Raw genomic sequence first — 16,908 nt, 5'->3', positions numbered from 1 at the left:
TTTCGTTACAAAGAATTGAATGAGGGTCGCAATGGACAGACGACGGCTGCTGACGATGCTGGCGGCGGGTACGGCCGCCACCCTGCTGGGCACGGGCGAATCGCGCGCCGACTTCCCCTTCGACACCGGATCCGCCGGTGGGATCGTGCCGCAGATTCCCGGAATTCCACAGGTGACGCCGGATTTCGGGCCGAAGACGCCGATCGGTCCGGGCACGATCAGCGCGCTGCCGGGCGACGGTAATCATATGGCGCTCACCATCGATGACGGCGCCAGCTCCGAAACCATCCGCGGCTTCATCGATTTCGCCCGCGACACCGGAGCGCGGCTCACCTTCTTCGTCACCGCCTACTATCCCGGCTGGCTCGACCACCGGGATGTGCTGCGGCCGCTGGTCGATTCCGGGCAGATCCAGCTGGGCAATCACACCTGGGACCACCCGGACCTGACCCGGCTGTCCGGCGGCGCCATCGCCGACCAGCTCAACCGGTGCAAGGACTTCCTCTGGAACCAGTACGGCACCGACGGCACCCCGTACTTCCGTCCGCCCTTCGGACACCACAGCGCCAGTGTCGACGCGGTGGCCGCCGACTGCGGCTACACCGTCCCGACCATGTGGTACGGCACCCTGAACGACACCAATACCGTGATCAACGACGGCATGCTCCTCGATGCCGCGCGCCAGTGGTTCCGGGCCCAGTCCATCGTCATCGGCCACGCCAACCGGCCGACGGTCACCCACCTCTACGACCAGCTCACCGACATCATCCAGGACCGCAACCTGCAGCTGGTCACGCTCAACGACGTCCTGATCCCGCCGCGATAGGGGCTGGGGCGCACAAGAGTCGGGCGCGGCGTGCGGTGGATTCCCACCGGACGCCGCGCCCGATCCGCTCGTCTCCGGTTACGCGACGATGTTCACCAGGCGGCCCGGCACCACGATGATCTTGCGAGGCGCCTTGCCGCCCAGCAGTTCCGCGATCTTCTCGTCGGCCAGCGCGGCGGCCTGGACCGCGGCCTGGTCGGCATCGGCGGCGACGCTGACGCGGCTGCGGACCTTGCCATTGACCTGGATCGGATACTCCACCGAATCCGCCACCAGCAGTGCGGGATCCGCGACCGGGAAGGGGCCGTGGGCCAGGGCCGTGGTGTGGCCCAGGCGCTCCCACAGTTCCTCGGCCACGTGCGGAGCCATCGGGGCCAGCATCAGGACCAGGGGTTCGACCAGCGCGCGGGGCGCGCCGTCGCCGTAGTTCTTGGTCAGGTAGTTGGTCAGCTCGATGAGCTTGGCGCCCGCGGTGTTGTCGCGCAGGTTGGCGTAGTCGTCGTCGACTCCGGCAATGGTCTTGTGCAGCAGGCGCAATGCCTCGGCCGACGGCTCGCCGTCGGTGGCCTTGACCGCGCCGGTCTCCTCGTCCACCACCAGTCGCCACACGCGCTGCAGGAAGCGGTGCGCGCCCACGACGTCCTTGGTGGCCCACGGCCGCGAGGTGTCCAGCGGGCCCATCGACATCTCGTAGAAGCGGAAGGTGTCGGCGCCGTACAGATCGCACATCTCGTCGGGGGAGATGGCGTTCTTCAGCGACTTGCCGATCTTGCCGTACTCCTGGAAGACCTCCTCCGCCACGCCGGAGGCATTGGTCCAGAAGAACTTTCCGTCCCGTTCCACGATCTCCGCGGCCGGCACGTAGGCGCCGCGCGCGTCGGTGTAGGCGTAGGCCTGGATGTAACCCTGGTTGAACAGGCGGCGGTACGGCTCGGAGCCGGACACGTCACCCAGATCGAAGAGCACCTTCTGCCAGAACCGCGCGTACAGCAGGTGCAGCACCGCGTGCTCCACACCGCCGACGTACAGGTCCACGCCGCCCGGATCCTTCGGACCGTGCTCGGCCGTGCGCGGGCCCAGCCAGTACCGCTCGTTCTCGGGGGCGCAGAAGGTGTCGTCATTGGTCGGGTCCGCATAGCGCAGCTGATACCAGGAGCTGCCCGCCCAGTTGGGCATGACATTGGTGTCGCGGCGGTACTTCCGGGGGCCGTCGCCCAGATCCAGTTCGACGTGCACCCAGTCGGTGGCCTTGGCCAGCGGCGGCGACGGCTCGGAGTCGGCGTCGTCCGGGTCGAAGGTGACCGGGGCGAAGTCGTCGATCTCCGGAAGCCGCACCGGCAGCATGGATTCCGGCAGTGCGTGCGGCGCGCCGTCCTCGTCGTAGACGATGGGGAACGGCTCGCCCCAGTAGCGCTGCCGCGCGAACAGCCAGTCGCGCAGCTTGTACTGGACGGTGCCGCGGCCGTGGCCGTTGGCCTCCAGTTCGGCGATCACCTTGGCCTTGGCCGAGTCGATGTCCATGCCGTCGATGTAGCCGGAGTTCACCAGGACACCGTCACCGGCGTAGGCCGCCTGCGTGACGTCGCCGCCCGCGACGACCTCGACGATGGGCAGGCCGAAGGCGGTGGCGAAGTCCCAGTCGCGCGGGTCGTGGCCGGGGACGGCCATGATCGCGCCGGTGCCGTAGCCGCTCAGCACGTAGTCGGCGATGAAGATCGGCACGCGCGCGCCGTTGACCGGGTTGGTGGCGTAGGTGCCCAGGAAGACGCCGGTCTTCTCCTTGTTCTCCTGGCGCTCCAGATCCGACTTGGCGGCGATCGACTTGCGGTAGGCCGCAACGGCTTCCACGGGGGTGTCGACGGTGCCGAAGGTCCAGCGCGCGTCGGTGCCGGCCGGCCAGGTGGCGGCGGTCAGCCGGTCCACCAGCTCGTGCTCGGGGGCCAGCACCACATAGGTCGCGCCGAACAGGGTGTCGGGGCGGGTGGTGAAGACCTCGATCAGATCCGAGCCGGCCTCGAACTTGACCTGCGCGCCCCGTGAGCGGCCGATCCAGTTGCGCTGCATGGCTTTCACGTTCTCCGGCCAGTCCAGCTCGTCCAGGTCGTCGACCAGGCGGTCGGAGTAGGCGGTGATGCGCATCATCCACTGCCACAGGCGCTTCCGGAACACCGGGAAGTTGCCGCGCTCGGAGCGGCCGTCCGCGGTGACCTCCTCGTTGGACAGCACGGTGCCCAGGCCCGGGCACCAGTTGACCATCGAATCGGTCTGGTAAACCAGGCGATAGGAGTCGATGGCGGCATTGCGCTCGGACGCGGACAGCTCGTTCCAGGCGCGGCCCTCGACGGCTTCCCTTCTGCCGTCCTCGAATTCGGCGATCAGCTCGGCGATCGGGCGGGCCTTGCCCAGGCCCTCGTCGTACCAGGCGTTGTAGATGCGCAGGAAGATCCACTGCGTCCACTTGTAGTACTCGGGATCGGTGGTGGCGAAGGAACGGCGGCGGTCGTGGCCCAGGCCCAGCCGGTCCAGCTGCCGCTGCATGGTGGCGATGTTCGCCATGGTGGTGTCGCGCGGGTGCGCGCCGGTCTGCACCGCGTACTGCTCGGCGGGCAGGCCGAAGGCGTCGTAACCCAGGGCGTGCAGCACATTCCGGCCGTGCATGCGGTGATAGCGGGCGAAGACATCGGTGGCGATATAGCCCAGCGGATGTCCCACGTGCAGGCCCGCGCCCGACGGGTACGGGAACATGTCCTGGATGAACAGCTTGTCGGCGGGGGTTTCGCCCTGCAACGGGCCGACGGGGTTGGGCGCGTAGAAGCTGCCGCGCTCCTGCCAGTTGCCCTGCCACTTCTGTTCGATGCGCCCCGCGAGGTCGGCGTTGTAGCGGTGTGCGGGAACGTCGCCGCCCCCAGCCGCGGTCGCGGTGGGTGTTTCGGTTGCACGGGTGTCCTGCACGGTCCTGCCTTCTGTGTCCAGCCAATCCCCGATAAAGGTCGCTCACCAGGGTAAAACGTGGCGTTCCTCGAGCCCAAAAAGGGTAGGGGTACCGTTTACCGGGTGTTCGTCGTGGCGCTGATCCTCTTTGTCCTCGCGGCTGTGGCCGTGGTCACGGGCGTGCTCGGATTCACCGGCAGCCTGCCCGGCAACCGGTATTTCGGGGTGCATTCCGAGGCCGCGGTGCGGACCGAGGAGTCGTTCAAGCTGGCCAACAAGGTGGCCGCGCCGACCTCGATCGTGGCCGGGCTGCTGCTCGCCGCCGCCGGTGCGGTGGCCCTCGTCGCCGGTGGCATCGCGGCCCTGGTGGTGGCGGTGGTGGCCGTGGTGATCGCGGTGTTCACCCTCGGCGCCGGTGCGGCCGCCGCCGAAAAGGCGCTGGCCACGGCGTTTCCGGAGGAGAAGATTGGCGGCTGCGGCAGTGCCTGCGGCGGGTGCTCGCTGCGGGACGCCTGCGAACCCGCCGGCTGAGCCGGCCGGGACCGCACCGGCCTCAGTTCCCCAGGGACCTGCGCATCCAGATGTGCGGGATGCCCGCGTCCATGCCGATCTCGCCGTACGCCCGATATCCGAGCTTCTCGTAGAAGCCTTGCGCGTGGGTCTGCGAATGCAGTTCGACCGCGCCCAGCCCGCGTTCGCGCACCCGCTCCTCGATGGCGCGCACCAGCGCCACCCCGAGCCCGGTGCCGCGCGTCTCCGCCAGCACCGCCAGCCGTCCGAGCACCCCGACACCGTCGCGCACGGTGAGCCGCCCGGCCCCGGCCGGCTTGCCGTCCAGCAGCGCCAGGAAGTGATCGGCCGTCGCGTCGAGCTCGTCGATCTCGATGTCCGCGGGCACGCCCTGCTCGTCCACGAAGACCCGCATGCGGACCGCGTAGGCGTCGGCCAGTTGCTGCTCGGTGCTGACCGTGACGACGTCGATCATGGGCTCAGCTTGCCTCGAGGACCCGGCTCGCCGTCCGCGGGTGCGCACGCGGGCGGCGGGATGCCGCGCGAGAGCGGGCTCCCCTTCGGATTCACGTAGACGACGGTCAGTGTCACCGGTCGCGGGCCGCTGTTGCGGGCCAGGTGGGCGTGCCCGGGACCGCTCGGTTCCCGGAAGACCCGCCACGGCCGGATGGTGACCGGGGTGCAATCAGCCTTCGGATGATCCAGCACACCACCGGTGACCAGGACGAAGAGCGTCCCGTCGTGGAAGTGCCACCCGGACTGTCCGCCGGGCGCGATGACCGTCTGCCGCAGCACGAGATCCCAGCGCGCCAGGCCGAACCGGAACAGGATCCGGCTGGCCGTGCGGGTCGCCGGGGCCGGGTTGGGTCGGAAGCCGTGTCGTGGATCGCGGGTGAGGAAGGCCACCCCTGCATCATCGTCCACGGCGGCCGGGCCACCGCGGCCGCGTGCCGCGAGCCGGCCGCGGATCGGGCAGGCCGAGGTCGCGGGCGAAGGCGGCGGCGTCGGCGCTGGTGGTGGTCTTGGGCCGGGTCCGAGCCCATGCCAGGTAGCGGGCCCGGAAGTCGGGGCCGGCCGCCTGCACCAGGACTGGGAACCGCCGTGACACCTCTTCGGCCCGCTTGTGCAGCAGGCCGTCGGCGGTGGCGGCCAGATCGTCGGCGTCGAAACCGGGTGGCGGCCGGTCGCCGGCGACCAGCGCGCGCACCACGGCCGCCTGCTGTTCGGCGAGTGTGCCTGCTGCCCAGAGCTTTTCGACGCTCATAGCGGGATCGTCTCGGGGCGCAGGCTGATGGCCGGGCGACCGGAGGCGGCGGCGATGGCGTTCAGTTCGGCGGCGAGTTCCGTTGCGGGCGGGTAGTTTCCATCGCGCTCGAGCATGAGCGGGAGGGGGCGATCAGCGCTGAACTCGGCGACGAGCGCCAGCACCTCCGCGGGGACGGGGTGGACGTGGGTGTCGATGTAGCGGCCGCCGGACTCGTGGCCGCCCGCGATATGGCAGTAGGCCACCCGTTCGGCGGGCAGGCGCAGCAGCTCGGCGAGTGGATCACGTGACGTATTACGGGCATTGGCATAGACATTCGCGATATCGAGCAACAGGTAGACGCCGGTCCGCTCGACGAGCTCCTGCAGGAACTCCGCCTCGGTGTACTCGGCATCCGGCCATTCGAACAGCGCCGCGATGTTCTCCACCGCCAGCGGCACGTCCAGCTGCCTGCTCGCACGGAAGATATTGCGCTCCAGGGCATCCAGCGCCTCGCGGGTGCGCGGCACCGGCAGCAGGTGCCCGGCCTCCAGCCCGCCGGCCCGCACGAAGGCGATGTGTTCGCTCACTAGCGGCGAACCGAGCGTCCGCGCACAGTCGGCGAGGTGCGAGACCCGCCGGTCGTCCACCGCTTCCGCACCGCCGAGCGAGAGCGAAATACCATGCGGCACCGCGGGAATGCCCCGGGCCACCAGCGCGGCCAGCTCCTCGGGCACGCCGACGCCGTCGCGGAAACCACGACCGCGGCGGATCAGCGGGCCGAGCCGGCGGCTGGAGTCCCTGGGCGCCAGCGTTTCCGCGATGACCTCGCAGAATCCGATACCCTCCAGGGCCGCGACCAGGCCACAGATCTCGCGCCGCCACCCGATGCCCAGCGACCCCGCCGGGAGCGGTGAACCGGTCATCCGCCGCAGCCTCCGCCGCAACTGCTGCCACAGCTGCTACTGCTACCGCAACTGCTACTGCCGCAACTGCTTCCGCTCGTACCGCAACTGCTGCTGCAGGAGCTGCCGTCGCTGCCACCGCCGCCGCCGGACGCCACGCTGGCCGCCCCGGCGAGCGCCGGATCGAGGGACCACAGCACCAACCCGCCGTAGAGCGCGACGGCGAGCGCCGCGCTGTCGGGCCCGTACGCCGAGTAGGCGGGAGAATTCGCGGGCCGCAGATGCCGGTTGCCGGTCTGGGCGGCGGAGAGCGCGTCGCGGCCCCGCTGGGTCAGGCGCGGCGTCCGGCCCACCACGACGGTGAGGACCGCCAGCACGATCATGGCGACCACCAGGAAACCGACCGAATGATGGCCGGCCGCGCCCGCGATCAGCCGGACCAGGCCGAGCAGGAGCAATCCGTAAAGCGGAAACCGCGCTGTCCGAACGGCTTTCCGCTGCTTCTCGCCGAGCAGATAGCCGCGCTCGGTGAGCTCGCCACGCATCTGCGCCGCCACCCCGGCAGTGCCCACCAGCATGCTGGGCACCCGTGCCTGCTGGGATCCCCGCAGGTGCGCGTACAGCGCGCGGGAGATCGGATCAAGGTGGCGTTCCTCGGCGTCGGTCAGCGGCCGGACGGGCGTACCGGTGGAGTCGATGACCTGGTGGCCCCGCAACTGGGCCAGCCCGGCCAGCACCGGCCGCCGGTCGTCGACCAGCATGGCGGTCTCGCTGGGGCGCAGCGGCCCGGCCGGTGGCCAGTGCGGGTCGATCGCGCGCAATACGGCGGCGCGCCGAGCGAATCCGTATCCGACCGCGAGCACCCCCGCGATCACGTAGAACAGGAGGAAGGCCGGTCCGGATATCCCCCACGTAGCGGTTGCGGCCGCGGCCGCGTCGGTCCTGAGGACCATGGCGATTCCACCTCGGGAGTCGTCGTGACAGTCGATCGACTCCAGTATCGCCGCAGTGACGGTGCTGTGTTATCCCGAAGCGGCCGGGGTGTCTAGCCTGTCCCGGTGCGATTTCTCAGCAAGTTCTACATAGACGGGTTCATCCTGTCGATCCTTGCGATGGTCGTTCTCGCCAGCGTCTTCCCGGCGCGGGGCGAGGCGGCCGAGATCGTGAGCGGGCTGACGAAGATCGCCATCGGTTTCCTGTTCCTGCTCTACGGCGCGCGCCTGGCGCCGCAGGAGGCGATCGCGGGTCTCAAGCACTGGCGACTGCACCTGACCGTACTGGCCTGCACCTTCGTGCTCTTCCCGCTGATCGGCCTGGCCGCGCGGGTGCTGGAACCGCACGTGCTCACCAAGGATCTCTACACCGGTGTGCTGTTCCTGTGCCTGGTGCCGTCCACGGTGCAGTCCTCGATCGCGTTCACCTCCATCGCCAAGGGCAATGTGGCGGGCGCGATCGTGAGCGCCACGGTCTCGAATCTGCTGGGCGTCTTCCTGACTCCGGCGCTCGTGATCCTGCTCATGAACACCACCGGCCAGGCCAGCGTCGACCCGTCCGCGGTGGTGGACATCGTGCTCCAGCTGCTGGTGCCGTTCTTCCTGGGCCAGCTGATCCGACCCAGGGTCAAGGGTTTGCTGTCCCGCTACGCCGAGCCGACCAAGCTGGTGGATCGCGGCTCCATCCTGCTGGTGGTCTACAGCGCCTTCAGCGCGGGCATGGTCGAGGGCATCTGGCATGCCATGTCGCCGTGGCGGATTCTGGCGCTGGCCGTGGTGTGCTGTGTGATTCTGGCGATCGTGCTGGTGGCGACCGGATTCCTCGGCGAGGCGGTGAAATTCGATCGCGCCGACCGGATCGTGGTGGTGTTCTGCGGTTCCAAGAAGAGCCTGGCCACCGGTCTGCCCATGGCGACGGTGCTGTTCGCGGGGCACTCGGTGGGCCTGGTCGTGCTGCCGCTCATGATGTTCCACCAGATTCAGCTGATCACGTGTGCCGCCCTCGCACAGCGCTGGGCTCGTACCGCGCCGTGAGCGAGAGCAACCGGCTGTCCTCGCGGCGCAGCGAACGCGCGCCCGCCGACGGCCGGGCCGCCAGCGCGTGCAGCACCGCCCGGTCCGAACCCGGATCGCCCACCGCGATCCGGGCGCTGCCGTCCGGATAGCGTTTGGCCACGATCCCGGCGCGCGCCAGCGCGGGCGCGATATCGCGGCCCGGGAGGTACAGGAAGTTGGCGCTGCTGCGCGGCACCCGGATGCCGCCGCGCCGCAGTTCGGTGCGCAGCAGTTCGCGTTCGGTGGTGATGCGCAGAATACGTTCGCCCAGTTCGGCTTCGGCGGCGTAGGAGGCGCGCACCGCGGCCACCGCGGTCGCCGGAACCCCGAAGGGCAGTTGCAGCCGGTGCACGCGACGCACCAGTTCCGCCGCGCCGAACGCGTAGCCGATGCGCAGCCCGGCCAGGCCGTAGGCCTTGGAGAAGGTGCGCAGCACCAGCACATTGGGGTGCCGCGCGATCAGCTCGGCGGCGTCGAGAGTGTCGCTCGCGCCGAGGAATTCGACGTACGCCTCGTCCAGGATCACCGGCACCCGGGCCGGGATCGCGTACAGGAACGCCTTCAATTCGCTGGCCGGGATCACGGTTCCGGTCGGATTGTGCGGACGGCACACCGCGATCAGCCCGGTGTGCTCGTTCACCGCCCGGGCCATGCCCCACAGATCCTGCCGGCCGTGGGTGTCCAGCGGCACCGCCACCGGCCGCAGCCCGGTCATGGTCGCCATGATCGGGTAGCCGTCGAAGGTCGGTGCGGCGTAGACGAATCCGCTACCGGCGCGGGGGAGGGTCTGCATGATCTGCAGGGCCACCCCGGTCGCGCCCGACCCCACCACCACCTGATCGGCCGAGATCCCTATGCGGTCGGCGATCAGCCGCGGCAGCCGCCGGGGCAGGAACTCCGGATAGCGATTGGCCCTGCCGAGGCAGTCGTCGAGCGCGGCGACGACCGAAGACAGTGGCGGAAAAGGGTTCTCGCTCAGGCTGAGGTCGTAGCGGATGGTGTCCGCGCCGTGCGGGTCGACGGTGGCGGGGTGGCCCGCCACCTCGGAACCGCGCAACCCCGACGGCCAGGACACCGGCGCCACGATCCGCGCCGGCCGGCTGTGCTCGCTCGCGCCGGGGTGGGTCATCGCGCCGCTCCCCAGCGCACGGCCGCCGCCCCCGCGAAGTCCCCGGCGTGCGCGAACGCCGCCATCAGCACCACCGAGCCGTTGCGCAGCCGCCCGGCGCTGTTCTCGGCGTCCAGGGTCACGGGAATGCCCGCGGCGAACAGGTTTCCGCAGCTGTCGAAGGTGTCCGGGTGCCGTTCGGGCGGCAGTTCCATCGCCTCGTTCCAGTTGCGCAGGAACAGTCGGTTGGGCTGGTTGGTGACGAAGGTGTCGATATCGCTGGACTTCACCCCGATGCGCTTGCACACCGCCTGCGCCACCTCGGGCACCAGCCGGTTGCCGCGCGTCATCACCTTGGCCACCTTGGATTCGGTGAAGGTGACGCAGCCCTGACCCTCGCCGGGCTCCCAGTACTTGCGGTCGCCATTGGTGCTGAACTCCATGTCCCCCGCGAACTCCGGATAGGTGCGGCATTCGATGTCGAGGATCGGCGCGGAGTCGTTCTTCACCAGCAGCCCGACCCCGCAGCCGTCGCCGGGGACGGGAGCCTGGGCGAGCCCGCGGATATCGGGCTGGGTGAACACCGGGCCCGCGCAGTTCTGGGTGCAGGCGATGAGCGCGGTGCGGGCCTCGGTGGTCTGCATGATCATGCGGGCCATCCACATCATGTGGACGAAGGCCGCGCAGCCGCCGTTGTGGATGTCGAACACCCAGCGCGGCTTCATATTCAGCCGCCGCGCCACCTCCGGTCCGGCGCCCAGCACCGGATTGTCGGGCAGCTGAGTATGGGTGAGCAGGATGTCGATGTCCGAGATCTCCTGTGCCCCATGGCGTTCGATGAGCGGCGCGACGGCGCGCTCCACCATGTCCACGGCGGTCTCGTCGCGGCCGACGTGGTGGCGGCCCTTAGGGGCCCGGAACATGACGTTCTTGGCCATCCGGTCCGACCGGGAGAACTGGGTGAAGTACTCGGTGCCGACCGGTTCACCGGGCAGGTAGCCGGCCACGTCGACCAGGCTGACCGACGGCGGCATCCGCAGGGCGGGGTCCGTGAAGTCCATGGCTGCTCCTCACTTCCTGTCCGCGACGCTCTGCGTCTCCCCGGCGCTCTGCATCCATGCGGGCTTGATGGGCAGCCCGTGCGAAGCGCGGTACTCCGCGATGGCCCGCAAATTGTCGAGCTCCAATTGATGCCCGGCGGAGAACATCTCCCAGAAGTCGCCCACCCACACCTTGCGTTTGTCGGGCGCGGTGTCCTGGTAGGGGTTCTTGTCGTAGAACGGGTGGTGGCAGTTCGTCCACAGCACCACCGAGCCCGGCTTGTCGAACACCACCTGGGCGTCGACCACCCGCATCAGGTAGACCATCCACAGGTGGTCGCTCTGATCCCAGGCGCAGTGGTAGTCCACGGTCATGGCGTCTGGATTGGCGACGGTGCGGGTGTAGATCTTGGTGCTGTCGCCCAGCCGATCGTGCGACACCCACAGTCCGGGTTCCTCGGTCTCGGTGAATCCACGCAGGCTGTAGGTCCATTCCTCCAGGCTCCGGGTGTCGGCCAGGTACTCGTACAGCTCCCGGGGCGGGGCTTCGATGTAGCCCTGGACCGGGCAGAAGTCGCCGAAGATCTGGTCGTGCGGATACACCGACCGCAGCATGTCCAGGATGATCGGGGTGGTGGCCTCGCGATCGGAGTTCTCGATGCGCAGCAGGCCGGGCACCGCGGTTTCCGGGATATCGCTGAGGGCGGGCAGGGCGCTGGGGGTCACGGGCTACCTCCTGGGTGGCGTCAGGAACGGTGTGAACGGCGGGATTTCGTCGGGATCGCAGTCGATCGCGACGAACGACGGTCCCGGGCGGTCGGCGCAGTGCCGCAGTGCCGCGGCCAGCTCGGCCCGGTTCTCCGGTGCGTGGGTGCACAGATCCGGGAACATGGCGGCCATCCCCGCGCCCGGATACGCGGGACGAAACCTGTTGAAGCTGTAGCGATCCCCGTAGTACAGCTGCTCGCGCGTGACGCACATGGCGTGCGCGTTGTTGTTGAGCACGATGAACGTGATCGGTAGCCGATGCTCGATCGCGGTGTGAATCTCCAAGCCGTGCATGAAGAACGCCCCGTCGCCGGCGATGACGAAGGTGCGGCGCAGCCCGCCGCCGGGGTGGCGGTGCCGGGCGAAGGCCGACCCGATCCCGGCGCCGAACGCGTAGCCCATGCCGCCCATCCCCAGCGCTACCGTGAACCGGCCGTCGCGGGGCAGCCGCAGGTGATGCACCACGGCCGCACCGGTATTGCCCGCGTCGGCGAAGACGTCCGCGCCCGCGGGCAGCGCGTCGTTGACGGTCTCCACCACCTCGCGATAGCGCAGCCCGGGGCCGTCCGAGGGCGGCACCGGCAGCGGTGTCAGGGCGGCCTCGCCGGGCGGGCGCGGGCGCAGCGGGATGATCCGCGCCTCGGGTTCGCCGCCGCCGGAATCCAATTCGCCGATCAGCTCGGCCAGGGACTCGGCCAGGTCGTTGCTGTGCGCGTGCGCGGCGGGCAGGAACGGCGGCAGCGCGCCGATGCCGGCCAGCGGCACCGCCGCGAGCGCGTCCTCCATCCCGGCCCGCGCGGTGACCGGCATGCGGGTGCCGATGAGCAGGCACAGCGACGCGCCGCGCAGGGCGTCGAGCAGTTCGGGATTGCCCATGCTGCCCGCGACACCACAGCTGCCGGGGTCCGCGTGGTGGTAGACGTCCTTGGCGTCGGGCGCGACCCCGACGGCGGCGTCGACGGCGGCGGCGAAGGCGGCCAGTTCGTCGCGGGCGTCGTCGCGGGCCACCTGGTCGCCCGCGATGATCACGATCTTGCCGACGGCGCGGGCGGCGCGCACGGTGTGCAGCACCCGCCGCAGGTTCTCGATATCGCGGCGGTAGGCGCGCGCGGGCGGCGCGAACTCCGGGGTGACCAGGTCGGCCTGCTGAATGTCCTTGGGCAGCAACAGCACCGCGGGTCCGCCGCGGCGGGTGGCGGTGACCGCGCGGGAGAGGTGCGCGGGCAGGTCGGCGGGGGCCTCCACACGGGCACAGTAGTGCGAGATCGGCGTGTAGAGCGCGACCGCGTCGAAGGCGCCGGCCTGCCCGCTGGTGTCCTGGAACGCGCCCTTGCCCTCCAGGACGGTCGGGGGCTGCCCGATCAGCGCCAGCACCGGCACCCGGGAGGCGAACGATTCGGCCAGCCCGGCAACCAGGTTCATGGCGCCGCCGCCGGAGGTCGCGCACACGACGCCGAGGCCGGAGGTCGACCGCGCGTACCCATCCGCCATGGTGGCCGCCCCGAATTCGTGCTTGGCCACCACGGCGGTGATCCGATCCCGATGGTCGAAGGCCGCGTCGTAGAGGTCCTCGATATTCGCTCCGTCGACGCCGAAGATATGCCGCACGCCCAGCGCCGACACCGCTTTGACCAACTGGTCCGCGACCCGTGTACCGCTGTGCATGGGCGCCTCCTCTCGGTGGCAGCCGCCGGTGCCCGAGTGCCTTCATCCGGGATACGAAATTCGAGTGCTGACCGGTTCAATCCGGTGACTCGGGAGCCGGGCGGACCTACCTCTTGCCGTGTATGTATACGTCTACGTATAGTTGGGTCATGCCGAACAAGACGATCTACGTATCCGATGATGACCTCAAACTGTTCCAGCGCGCACAGGAACTGGTGGGGGGCAATCTGTCGGGCGCGATCGTGACGGCGTTGCGGCGCTTCATCGAGCTTGAGGAGGGCCGTCAGCAGGGCTACGACGAGGTGGTCCTGAAGGTGGGCAAGGACGGCACCCGGCAGGTCCGGTTCTCCGGCACCCTGCTCACCCACTGGCACCAGATGGCCGACGAGCGCATCGAGGACATCCGGGTGTACCGCACTCGCAAAGGCGCGTACGCGGTGCACAGCCACTACTCCAACTGGTCGGAGTTTCCGACCGACACCAACTGGCGCAATTGGCGGCGCTTCCTCGGTCTGGGCGAACAGGATTGGGGCGATTTCACCCTGGAGGTCTACGACACCCTCGGCGAACTCCAGGGCAAGATCCCGGACCGCCTCTACGCCCGCATCCTGGACGCCGCCGAGCACTCGCAGGTAGAGGACCTCGACATCTAGGTCCGCTGCCGCCGGAGGGCTTGTCCCGCAACTGAACAGCAGTATTACCCGACAACTTTGATCGCACGCCTCCGCGGTCACGGCCTGGATGATGCATGCATTCATGGCTATCTATTGATGAGAGGGAGACATGGACAACCACAGCGGTTCGGCGGCCATCGCGGTCACCGGCCTGTGCAAATCCTTCGGCGAGCACATCGTGCTCGACCGCATCGACTTCAGGGTCCCCGAGGGCACCGTCTTCTCGCTGCTCGGCCCCAACGGCGCGGGCAAGACCACTACCGTGGAGATCCTGTCCACACTGAAGCGCCCGGATGGCGGCGAAATCGCCGTCGGCGGACACGATCTCGCCACCGATCCCGACGGGGTGCGCTCGGTCATCGGCGTGACCGGCCAGTTCTCGGCCGTCGACGAACTGCTCACCGGGCGCGAGAACCTGCTGCTCATGGGGGATCTGCACCACCTGCCGCGCGGCGAGAACCGCAGGCGGGCAGCCGAACTGCTGGCCGCCTTCGATCTGGAGGAGGCCGCCGACAAGGTCGCGTCCAGCTACTCCGGCGGCATGACCCGCCGCCTCGATCTGGCCATGACCCTGGTCGGCGATCCGCGCATCATCTTCCTCGACGAGCCCACCGTCGGCCTGGATCCGCGCAGCCGGCGGGCCATGTGGGACATCATCCGCGACCTCACCTCGCGCGGCGTCACCATCTTCCTGACCACCCAGTACCTGGAGGAGGCCGACCAGCTCGCCGATCGCATCGCCGTGCTGCACCAGGGCCGCCTGGTCGCGGAGGGCACCGCCGATCAGCTCAAGCGCATGGTGCCCGGCGGCTACATCCGCCTGGCCTTCACCGAGCGTCCCGAATTCGAGGCCGCCGCACTGCTTTTCGGCAGCACCGCGCAGGTCAACGGCGACCTCACGCTGGCCGTTCCGAGCGACGGCGCGGTGCGCTCGGTGCGCGAGGTGATCGATCGCCTCGACGCCGCACGGGTCGAGCCCGCGGGACTGTCGGTGCATACCCCCGATCTCGACGACGTCTTCCTGGCCCTCACCGGCGGCCACACTCCCGCGAAGGAGACCCAGAAATGATTGCATCGCACAGCGATTCCGTCAGGAGTGGCGGTGGGGTGACGGGTGGGCGCACACTCACCACGTCCGTCACCGATTCCATGACCATGTTGCGCCGGAATCTGGTGCACGCCAAACGATATCCGGGCATGACCTTCGCCCTGGTCATCATGCCGGTGGTCTTGCTGCTGCTCTTCGACTTCGTGTTCGGCGGCGCGCTGAAGTCCTCGACCGGCGGTCGCTACATCGACTACCTGACGCCCGGCATGATGCTGCTGATCCCGGCCTACATGATCGCGGGCATCGCCGTCGGCGTGGCCACCGATATGACCAAGGGCATCGTCAATCGCTTTCGCACCATGCACTTCTCGCATCCCTCGGTGCTGACCGGGCACGTGGCGGGCACCTGGATCCAGGGCATGGCGGGCGTGCTCGTGATGACGCTGGCGGCACTGGCCATCGGCTTCCGCCCGCACGCCGACGCGCTGGAATGGCTGGCGGCGCTGGGGCTCATCGGCCTGATGGTGTTCGCGGTGAACTGGCTCGGCGTCGGCTTCGGCCTGGTCGCGCAGACTCCGGAGAGTGCCTCCAATCTGCCGATGCCGATCATGCTGCTGCCCTTCCTCGGCAGCGGCCTGGTGCCCACCGCCACCATGCCGGCCGGTGTGAAGCAGTTCGCCGAATACCAGCCCTTCACACCCATCACCGAGACCCTGCGGGGGTTGCTGATGGGCGGGCCGATCGGGCACAACGGGTTGCTGGCCATCGGCTGGTGCGTGGCGATCGGCGGGTTCGGATACTTCTGGTCCACAACGACGTTCCGGCGCAAGATCCGATAGCCGCTAGATGCCCGCTGCCAGCAGGATTTTCCCGGATCCGTTGCGAATCTCGACCGTCTTCAACTGTTCCGGCGACACCGAGGTGGTGCCGTCCGGCGTCAGTGTCTGACCCGGCTTGACCGTCCACTCGGCGAGTTTGGACTGCACGCCGTCGTCGCGGGTCACCCACAGTGACAGCGTCCACACATACTCCTCGTCGGAGGGCGGGTACTGGCACCACATGTCCACCCGGGTCTGTCCGTTGACCGAAATCACCTTGAAGGTGGCCTGGATCGGGGTGTCGGTCTGCGGCTTCAGCGGGCCCTGCGCCACCACCTGCTGCACGAACGCCGGGCCCGCGTGCTGGGCGACGGAGGCGGTCACCGGAATCGCGATGGTCACCGCCGCGGCCGCCGCCGCCACTGCTCCGCCGATCGCCCCCCATCGCCCCCGGCGCCGCCGTTTGGCGGCCCGCTCCGCCAGGGTGGGCAGCAGCCGCTCGGGCGGCGGCGGCACGGTGGACGGCGGATCCTCTTGCGCCGCAACCGATAACGCGGTCTCGGCGTCCACCAGGGCCAGTAGGCCGGGCAGTCCGGCCAGTTTCGACACGGCCGTGCGGCAGGATTCGCATCCGGTCAGATGCTCCTCGTACTCGCGGCGGTCGTCCCGGGCGAGAGCGCCGAGCACATACGCGCCGTCCCAGGTGCTGTAGCCATCACACAGCTCATGGCTCTCGGTCATCTCGTCACCCCCATTTCCTGCAGCACCAATCGCAATGCCCGCATGCCGTAGTGCATCCGGGACTTGACCGTGCCCTCCGGTATCTCCAGTTCCTCCGCGATCTGATGCGTGGACAGACCCCGGTAGTAGGCACGGACGATCACATCGCGGTGATCGACGCTCAGCCGCGCCAGCGCGTCCGCCACCAGCCAACCGTCCAGAGCCCTATCTGTTTTGTCCGGTTCGGGAACCTCGGGTGGGTGATCCGTGCGGAATTCGCGCCGGCTGCGCGCGCTGCGATGTTCGTCCACGGCCAGGTTACGGGCCACCGTGAACAGCCACGCTCGCGCCGAACTGGTGGACTGATCCAGCACATTGGGCCGCTGCCACGCGCGCAGCAGGGTCTCCTGCACGATGTCCTCGGCCCGGCCCGGATCCCCGACCAACCCATAGGTGTAGCGCCACAGTGCCGCCGCGTGCTCGTCGTAGAGCGCGCGAAGCAGAGCGGCCTGGTCGTCCGGCATCGCGCTAGCCCGCCTCTCCGCGCCTCTTGCCGACGGCCGGGTGCCACTCCGGTCGGTGACCGGACCGGCGGTGTGGAACA

The 16,908-nt window shown here is 69.2% G+C and carries 18 protein-coding genes; 6 read left to right on the top strand and 12 right to left on the bottom strand.

The features are described 5' to 3' along the window. Nucleotides 1-31 precede the first annotated feature (31 nt). On the top strand, nucleotides 32-826 hold the full coding sequence (locus ON33_RS29735) for a polysaccharide deacetylase family protein (RefSeq protein WP_040862425.1): 795 nt from the start codon (nucleotides 32-34) through the stop codon (nucleotides 824-826). A 78-nt stretch (nucleotides 827-904) separates the two neighbouring features. On the opposite strand, the gene leuS is transcribed toward ON33_RS29735, so the two are convergent. Next, on the bottom strand, nucleotides 905-3,778 hold the full coding sequence (leuS, locus tag ON33_RS29730) for a leucine--tRNA ligase (protein WP_040862424.1): 2,874 nt from the start codon (nucleotides 3,776-3,778) through the stop codon (nucleotides 905-907). A gap of 102 nt (nucleotides 3,779-3,880) precedes the next feature. Between leuS and ON33_RS29725 the strand changes: the two genes are divergently transcribed. Further along, nucleotides 3,881-4,288, top strand: coding sequence for an SdpI family protein (locus tag ON33_RS29725; protein ID WP_040862423.1), 408 nt, complete (start codon nucleotides 3,881-3,883; stop codon nucleotides 4,286-4,288). Nucleotides 4,289-4,310: 22 nt separating this feature from the next. On the opposite strand, the gene ON33_RS29720 is transcribed toward ON33_RS29725, so the two are convergent. The 5 genes from ON33_RS29720 to ON33_RS29700 are packed head-to-tail and all read right to left on the bottom strand — an operon-like array spanning nucleotide 4,311 to nucleotide 7,368. Continuing rightward, entirely contained in the window at nucleotides 4,311-4,742 is a 432-nt protein-coding gene (locus ON33_RS29720; protein WP_040862422.1) for a GNAT family N-acetyltransferase, read from the bottom strand. After that, nucleotides 4,739-5,191, bottom strand: a complete 453-nt coding sequence (locus ON33_RS38700; RefSeq protein WP_245550834.1) for a cupin domain-containing protein — start codon at nucleotides 5,189-5,191, stop codon at nucleotides 4,739-4,741. Before ON33_RS38700 ends, ON33_RS29720 begins: the two co-directional genes overlap by 4 nt. Continuing rightward, nucleotides 5,181-5,531, bottom strand: a complete 351-nt coding sequence (locus ON33_RS29710) for an SCO6045 C-terminal-like domain-containing protein (protein ID WP_051153061.1) — start codon at nucleotides 5,529-5,531, stop codon at nucleotides 5,181-5,183. The genes ON33_RS38700 and ON33_RS29710 overlap by 11 nt, the downstream gene beginning before the upstream one ends. Further along, entirely contained in the window at nucleotides 5,528-6,436 is a 909-nt protein-coding gene (locus tag ON33_RS29705) for an MbnB/TglH/ChrH family RiPP precursor modification enzyme (RefSeq protein ID WP_040862421.1), read from the bottom strand. The genes ON33_RS29710 and ON33_RS29705 overlap by 4 nt, the downstream gene beginning before the upstream one ends. After that, nucleotides 6,433-7,368 (bottom strand): TIGR04222 domain-containing membrane protein, encoded by a 936-nt coding sequence (locus ON33_RS29700; protein ID WP_040862420.1) that lies wholly within the window; start codon nucleotides 7,366-7,368, stop codon nucleotides 6,433-6,435. The genes ON33_RS29705 and ON33_RS29700 overlap by 4 nt, the downstream gene beginning before the upstream one ends. A gap of 105 nt (nucleotides 7,369-7,473) precedes the next feature. On the opposite strand from ON33_RS29700, the gene ON33_RS29695 reads away from it, so the two are divergent. Further along, nucleotides 7,474-8,442, top strand: coding sequence for a bile acid:sodium symporter family protein (locus tag ON33_RS29695; protein ID WP_040862419.1), 969 nt, complete (start codon nucleotides 7,474-7,476; stop codon nucleotides 8,440-8,442). Here ON33_RS29695 and ON33_RS29690 read toward each other — a convergent pair. From ON33_RS29690 to ON33_RS29675, 4 genes are read right to left on the bottom strand one after another with little or no spacing between them, the layout of a single operon-like run. Beyond that, a complete protein-coding gene (locus ON33_RS29690; protein ID WP_083869386.1) occupies nucleotides 8,396-9,592 on the bottom strand; it encodes an aminotransferase class I/II-fold pyridoxal phosphate-dependent enzyme in 1,197 nt (398 codons plus the stop codon). The two genes, ON33_RS29695 and ON33_RS29690, sit on opposite strands and share 47 nt — an antisense overlap. Beyond that, nucleotides 9,589-10,632: a 3-oxoacyl-ACP synthase III family protein gene (locus ON33_RS29685; protein ID WP_083869385.1), complete on the bottom strand. Its 1,044-nt coding sequence runs from the start codon at nucleotides 10,630-10,632 to the stop codon at nucleotides 9,589-9,591. The genes ON33_RS29690 and ON33_RS29685 overlap by 4 nt, the downstream gene beginning before the upstream one ends. A 9-nt stretch (nucleotides 10,633-10,641) precedes the next feature. Then, the gene (locus ON33_RS29680) at nucleotides 10,642-11,337 is read right to left on the bottom strand and encodes a DUF8713 domain-containing protein (RefSeq protein WP_051153059.1); all 696 of its coding nucleotides are present in this window, start codon (nucleotides 11,335-11,337) and stop codon (nucleotides 10,642-10,644) included. A 3-nt stretch (nucleotides 11,338-11,340) separates the two neighbouring features. Next, on the bottom strand, nucleotides 11,341-13,044 hold the full coding sequence (locus ON33_RS29675) for a thiamine pyrophosphate-binding protein (protein WP_040862418.1): 1,704 nt from the start codon (nucleotides 13,042-13,044) through the stop codon (nucleotides 11,341-11,343). Between the two features lie 149 nt (nucleotides 13,045-13,193). On the opposite strand from ON33_RS29675, the gene ON33_RS29670 reads away from it, so the two are divergent. From ON33_RS29670 to ON33_RS29660, 3 genes are all read left to right on the top strand, one after another. Then, nucleotides 13,194-13,697, top strand: a complete 504-nt coding sequence (locus ON33_RS29670; protein WP_040862417.1) for an EXLDI protein — start codon at nucleotides 13,194-13,196, stop codon at nucleotides 13,695-13,697. A 130-nt stretch (nucleotides 13,698-13,827) separates the two neighbouring features. After that, on the top strand, nucleotides 13,828-14,787 hold the full coding sequence (locus ON33_RS29665; RefSeq protein WP_040862416.1) for a daunorubicin resistance protein DrrA family ABC transporter ATP-binding protein: 960 nt from the start codon (nucleotides 13,828-13,830) through the stop codon (nucleotides 14,785-14,787). Continuing rightward, a complete protein-coding gene (locus ON33_RS29660) occupies nucleotides 14,784-15,605 on the top strand; it encodes an ABC transporter permease (RefSeq protein ID WP_051153058.1) in 822 nt (273 codons plus the stop codon). Before ON33_RS29665 ends, ON33_RS29660 begins: the two co-directional genes overlap by 4 nt. Before the next feature lie 3 nt (nucleotides 15,606-15,608). On the opposite strand, the gene ON33_RS29655 is transcribed toward ON33_RS29660, so the two are convergent. Together ON33_RS29655 and ON33_RS29650 are read right to left on the bottom strand one after the other, a co-directional pair. Further along, complete coding sequence (locus ON33_RS29655; RefSeq protein WP_040862415.1) at nucleotides 15,609-16,325, bottom strand: zf-HC2 domain-containing protein; 717 nt, start codon at nucleotides 16,323-16,325, stop codon at nucleotides 15,609-15,611. Beyond that, complete coding sequence (locus tag ON33_RS29650) at nucleotides 16,322-16,828, bottom strand: sigma-70 family RNA polymerase sigma factor (RefSeq protein WP_040862414.1); 507 nt, start codon at nucleotides 16,826-16,828, stop codon at nucleotides 16,322-16,324. The genes ON33_RS29655 and ON33_RS29650 overlap by 4 nt, the downstream gene beginning before the upstream one ends. Nucleotides 16,829-16,908 lie beyond the last annotated feature (80 nt).

This window comes from Nocardia niigatensis NBRC 100131, assembly GCF_000308655.1.
GTDB classification, from domain to species: domain Bacteria; phylum Actinomycetota; class Actinomycetes; order Mycobacteriales; family Mycobacteriaceae; genus Nocardia; species Nocardia niigatensis.
The sequence above is the reverse complement of the archived record's forward strand: the minus strand, read 5'-3'. Positions and strand labels throughout refer to the sequence as shown.

Bases quoted from the DNA above. Each gene is read 5' to 3' on its own strand.
- ON33_RS29735 (WP_040862425.1), top strand. From the start codon at position 32: ATGGACAGACGACGGCTGCTGACGATGCTGGCGGCGGGTACGGCCGCC.
- ON33_RS29720 (WP_040862422.1), bottom strand. From the start codon at position 4,742: ATGATCGACGTCGTCACGGTCAGCACCGAGCAGCAACTGGCCGACGCC.
- ON33_RS29710 (WP_051153061.1), bottom strand. From the start codon at position 5,531: ATGAGCGTCGAAAAGCTCTGGGCAGCAGGCACACTCGCCGAACAGCAG.
- ON33_RS29705 (WP_040862421.1), bottom strand. From the start codon at position 6,436: ATGACCGGTTCACCGCTCCCGGCGGGGTCGCTGGGCATCGGGTGGCGG.
- ON33_RS29700 (WP_040862420.1), bottom strand. From the start codon at position 7,368: ATGGTCCTCAGGACCGACGCGGCCGCGGCCGCAACCGCTACGTGGGGG.
- ON33_RS29690 (WP_083869386.1), bottom strand. From the start codon at position 9,592: ATGACCCACCCCGGCGCGAGCGAGCACAGCCGGCCGGCGCGGATCGTG.
- ON33_RS29685 (WP_083869385.1), bottom strand. From the start codon at position 10,632: ATGGACTTCACGGACCCCGCCCTGCGGATGCCGCCGTCGGTCAGCCTG.
- ON33_RS29675 (WP_040862418.1), bottom strand. From the start codon at position 13,044: ATGCACAGCGGTACACGGGTCGCGGACCAGTTGGTCAAAGCGGTGTCG.
- ON33_RS29670 (WP_040862417.1), top strand. From the start codon at position 13,194: ATGCCGAACAAGACGATCTACGTATCCGATGATGACCTCAAACTGTTC.
- ON33_RS29665 (WP_040862416.1), top strand. From the start codon at position 13,828: ATGGACAACCACAGCGGTTCGGCGGCCATCGCGGTCACCGGCCTGTGC.
- ON33_RS29660 (WP_051153058.1), top strand. From the start codon at position 14,784: ATGATTGCATCGCACAGCGATTCCGTCAGGAGTGGCGGTGGGGTGACG.
- ON33_RS29655 (WP_040862415.1), bottom strand. From the start codon at position 16,325: ATGACCGAGAGCCATGAGCTGTGTGATGGCTACAGCACCTGGGACGGC.
- ON33_RS29650 (WP_040862414.1), bottom strand. From the start codon at position 16,828: ATGCCGGACGACCAGGCCGCTCTGCTTCGCGCGCTCTACGACGAGCAC.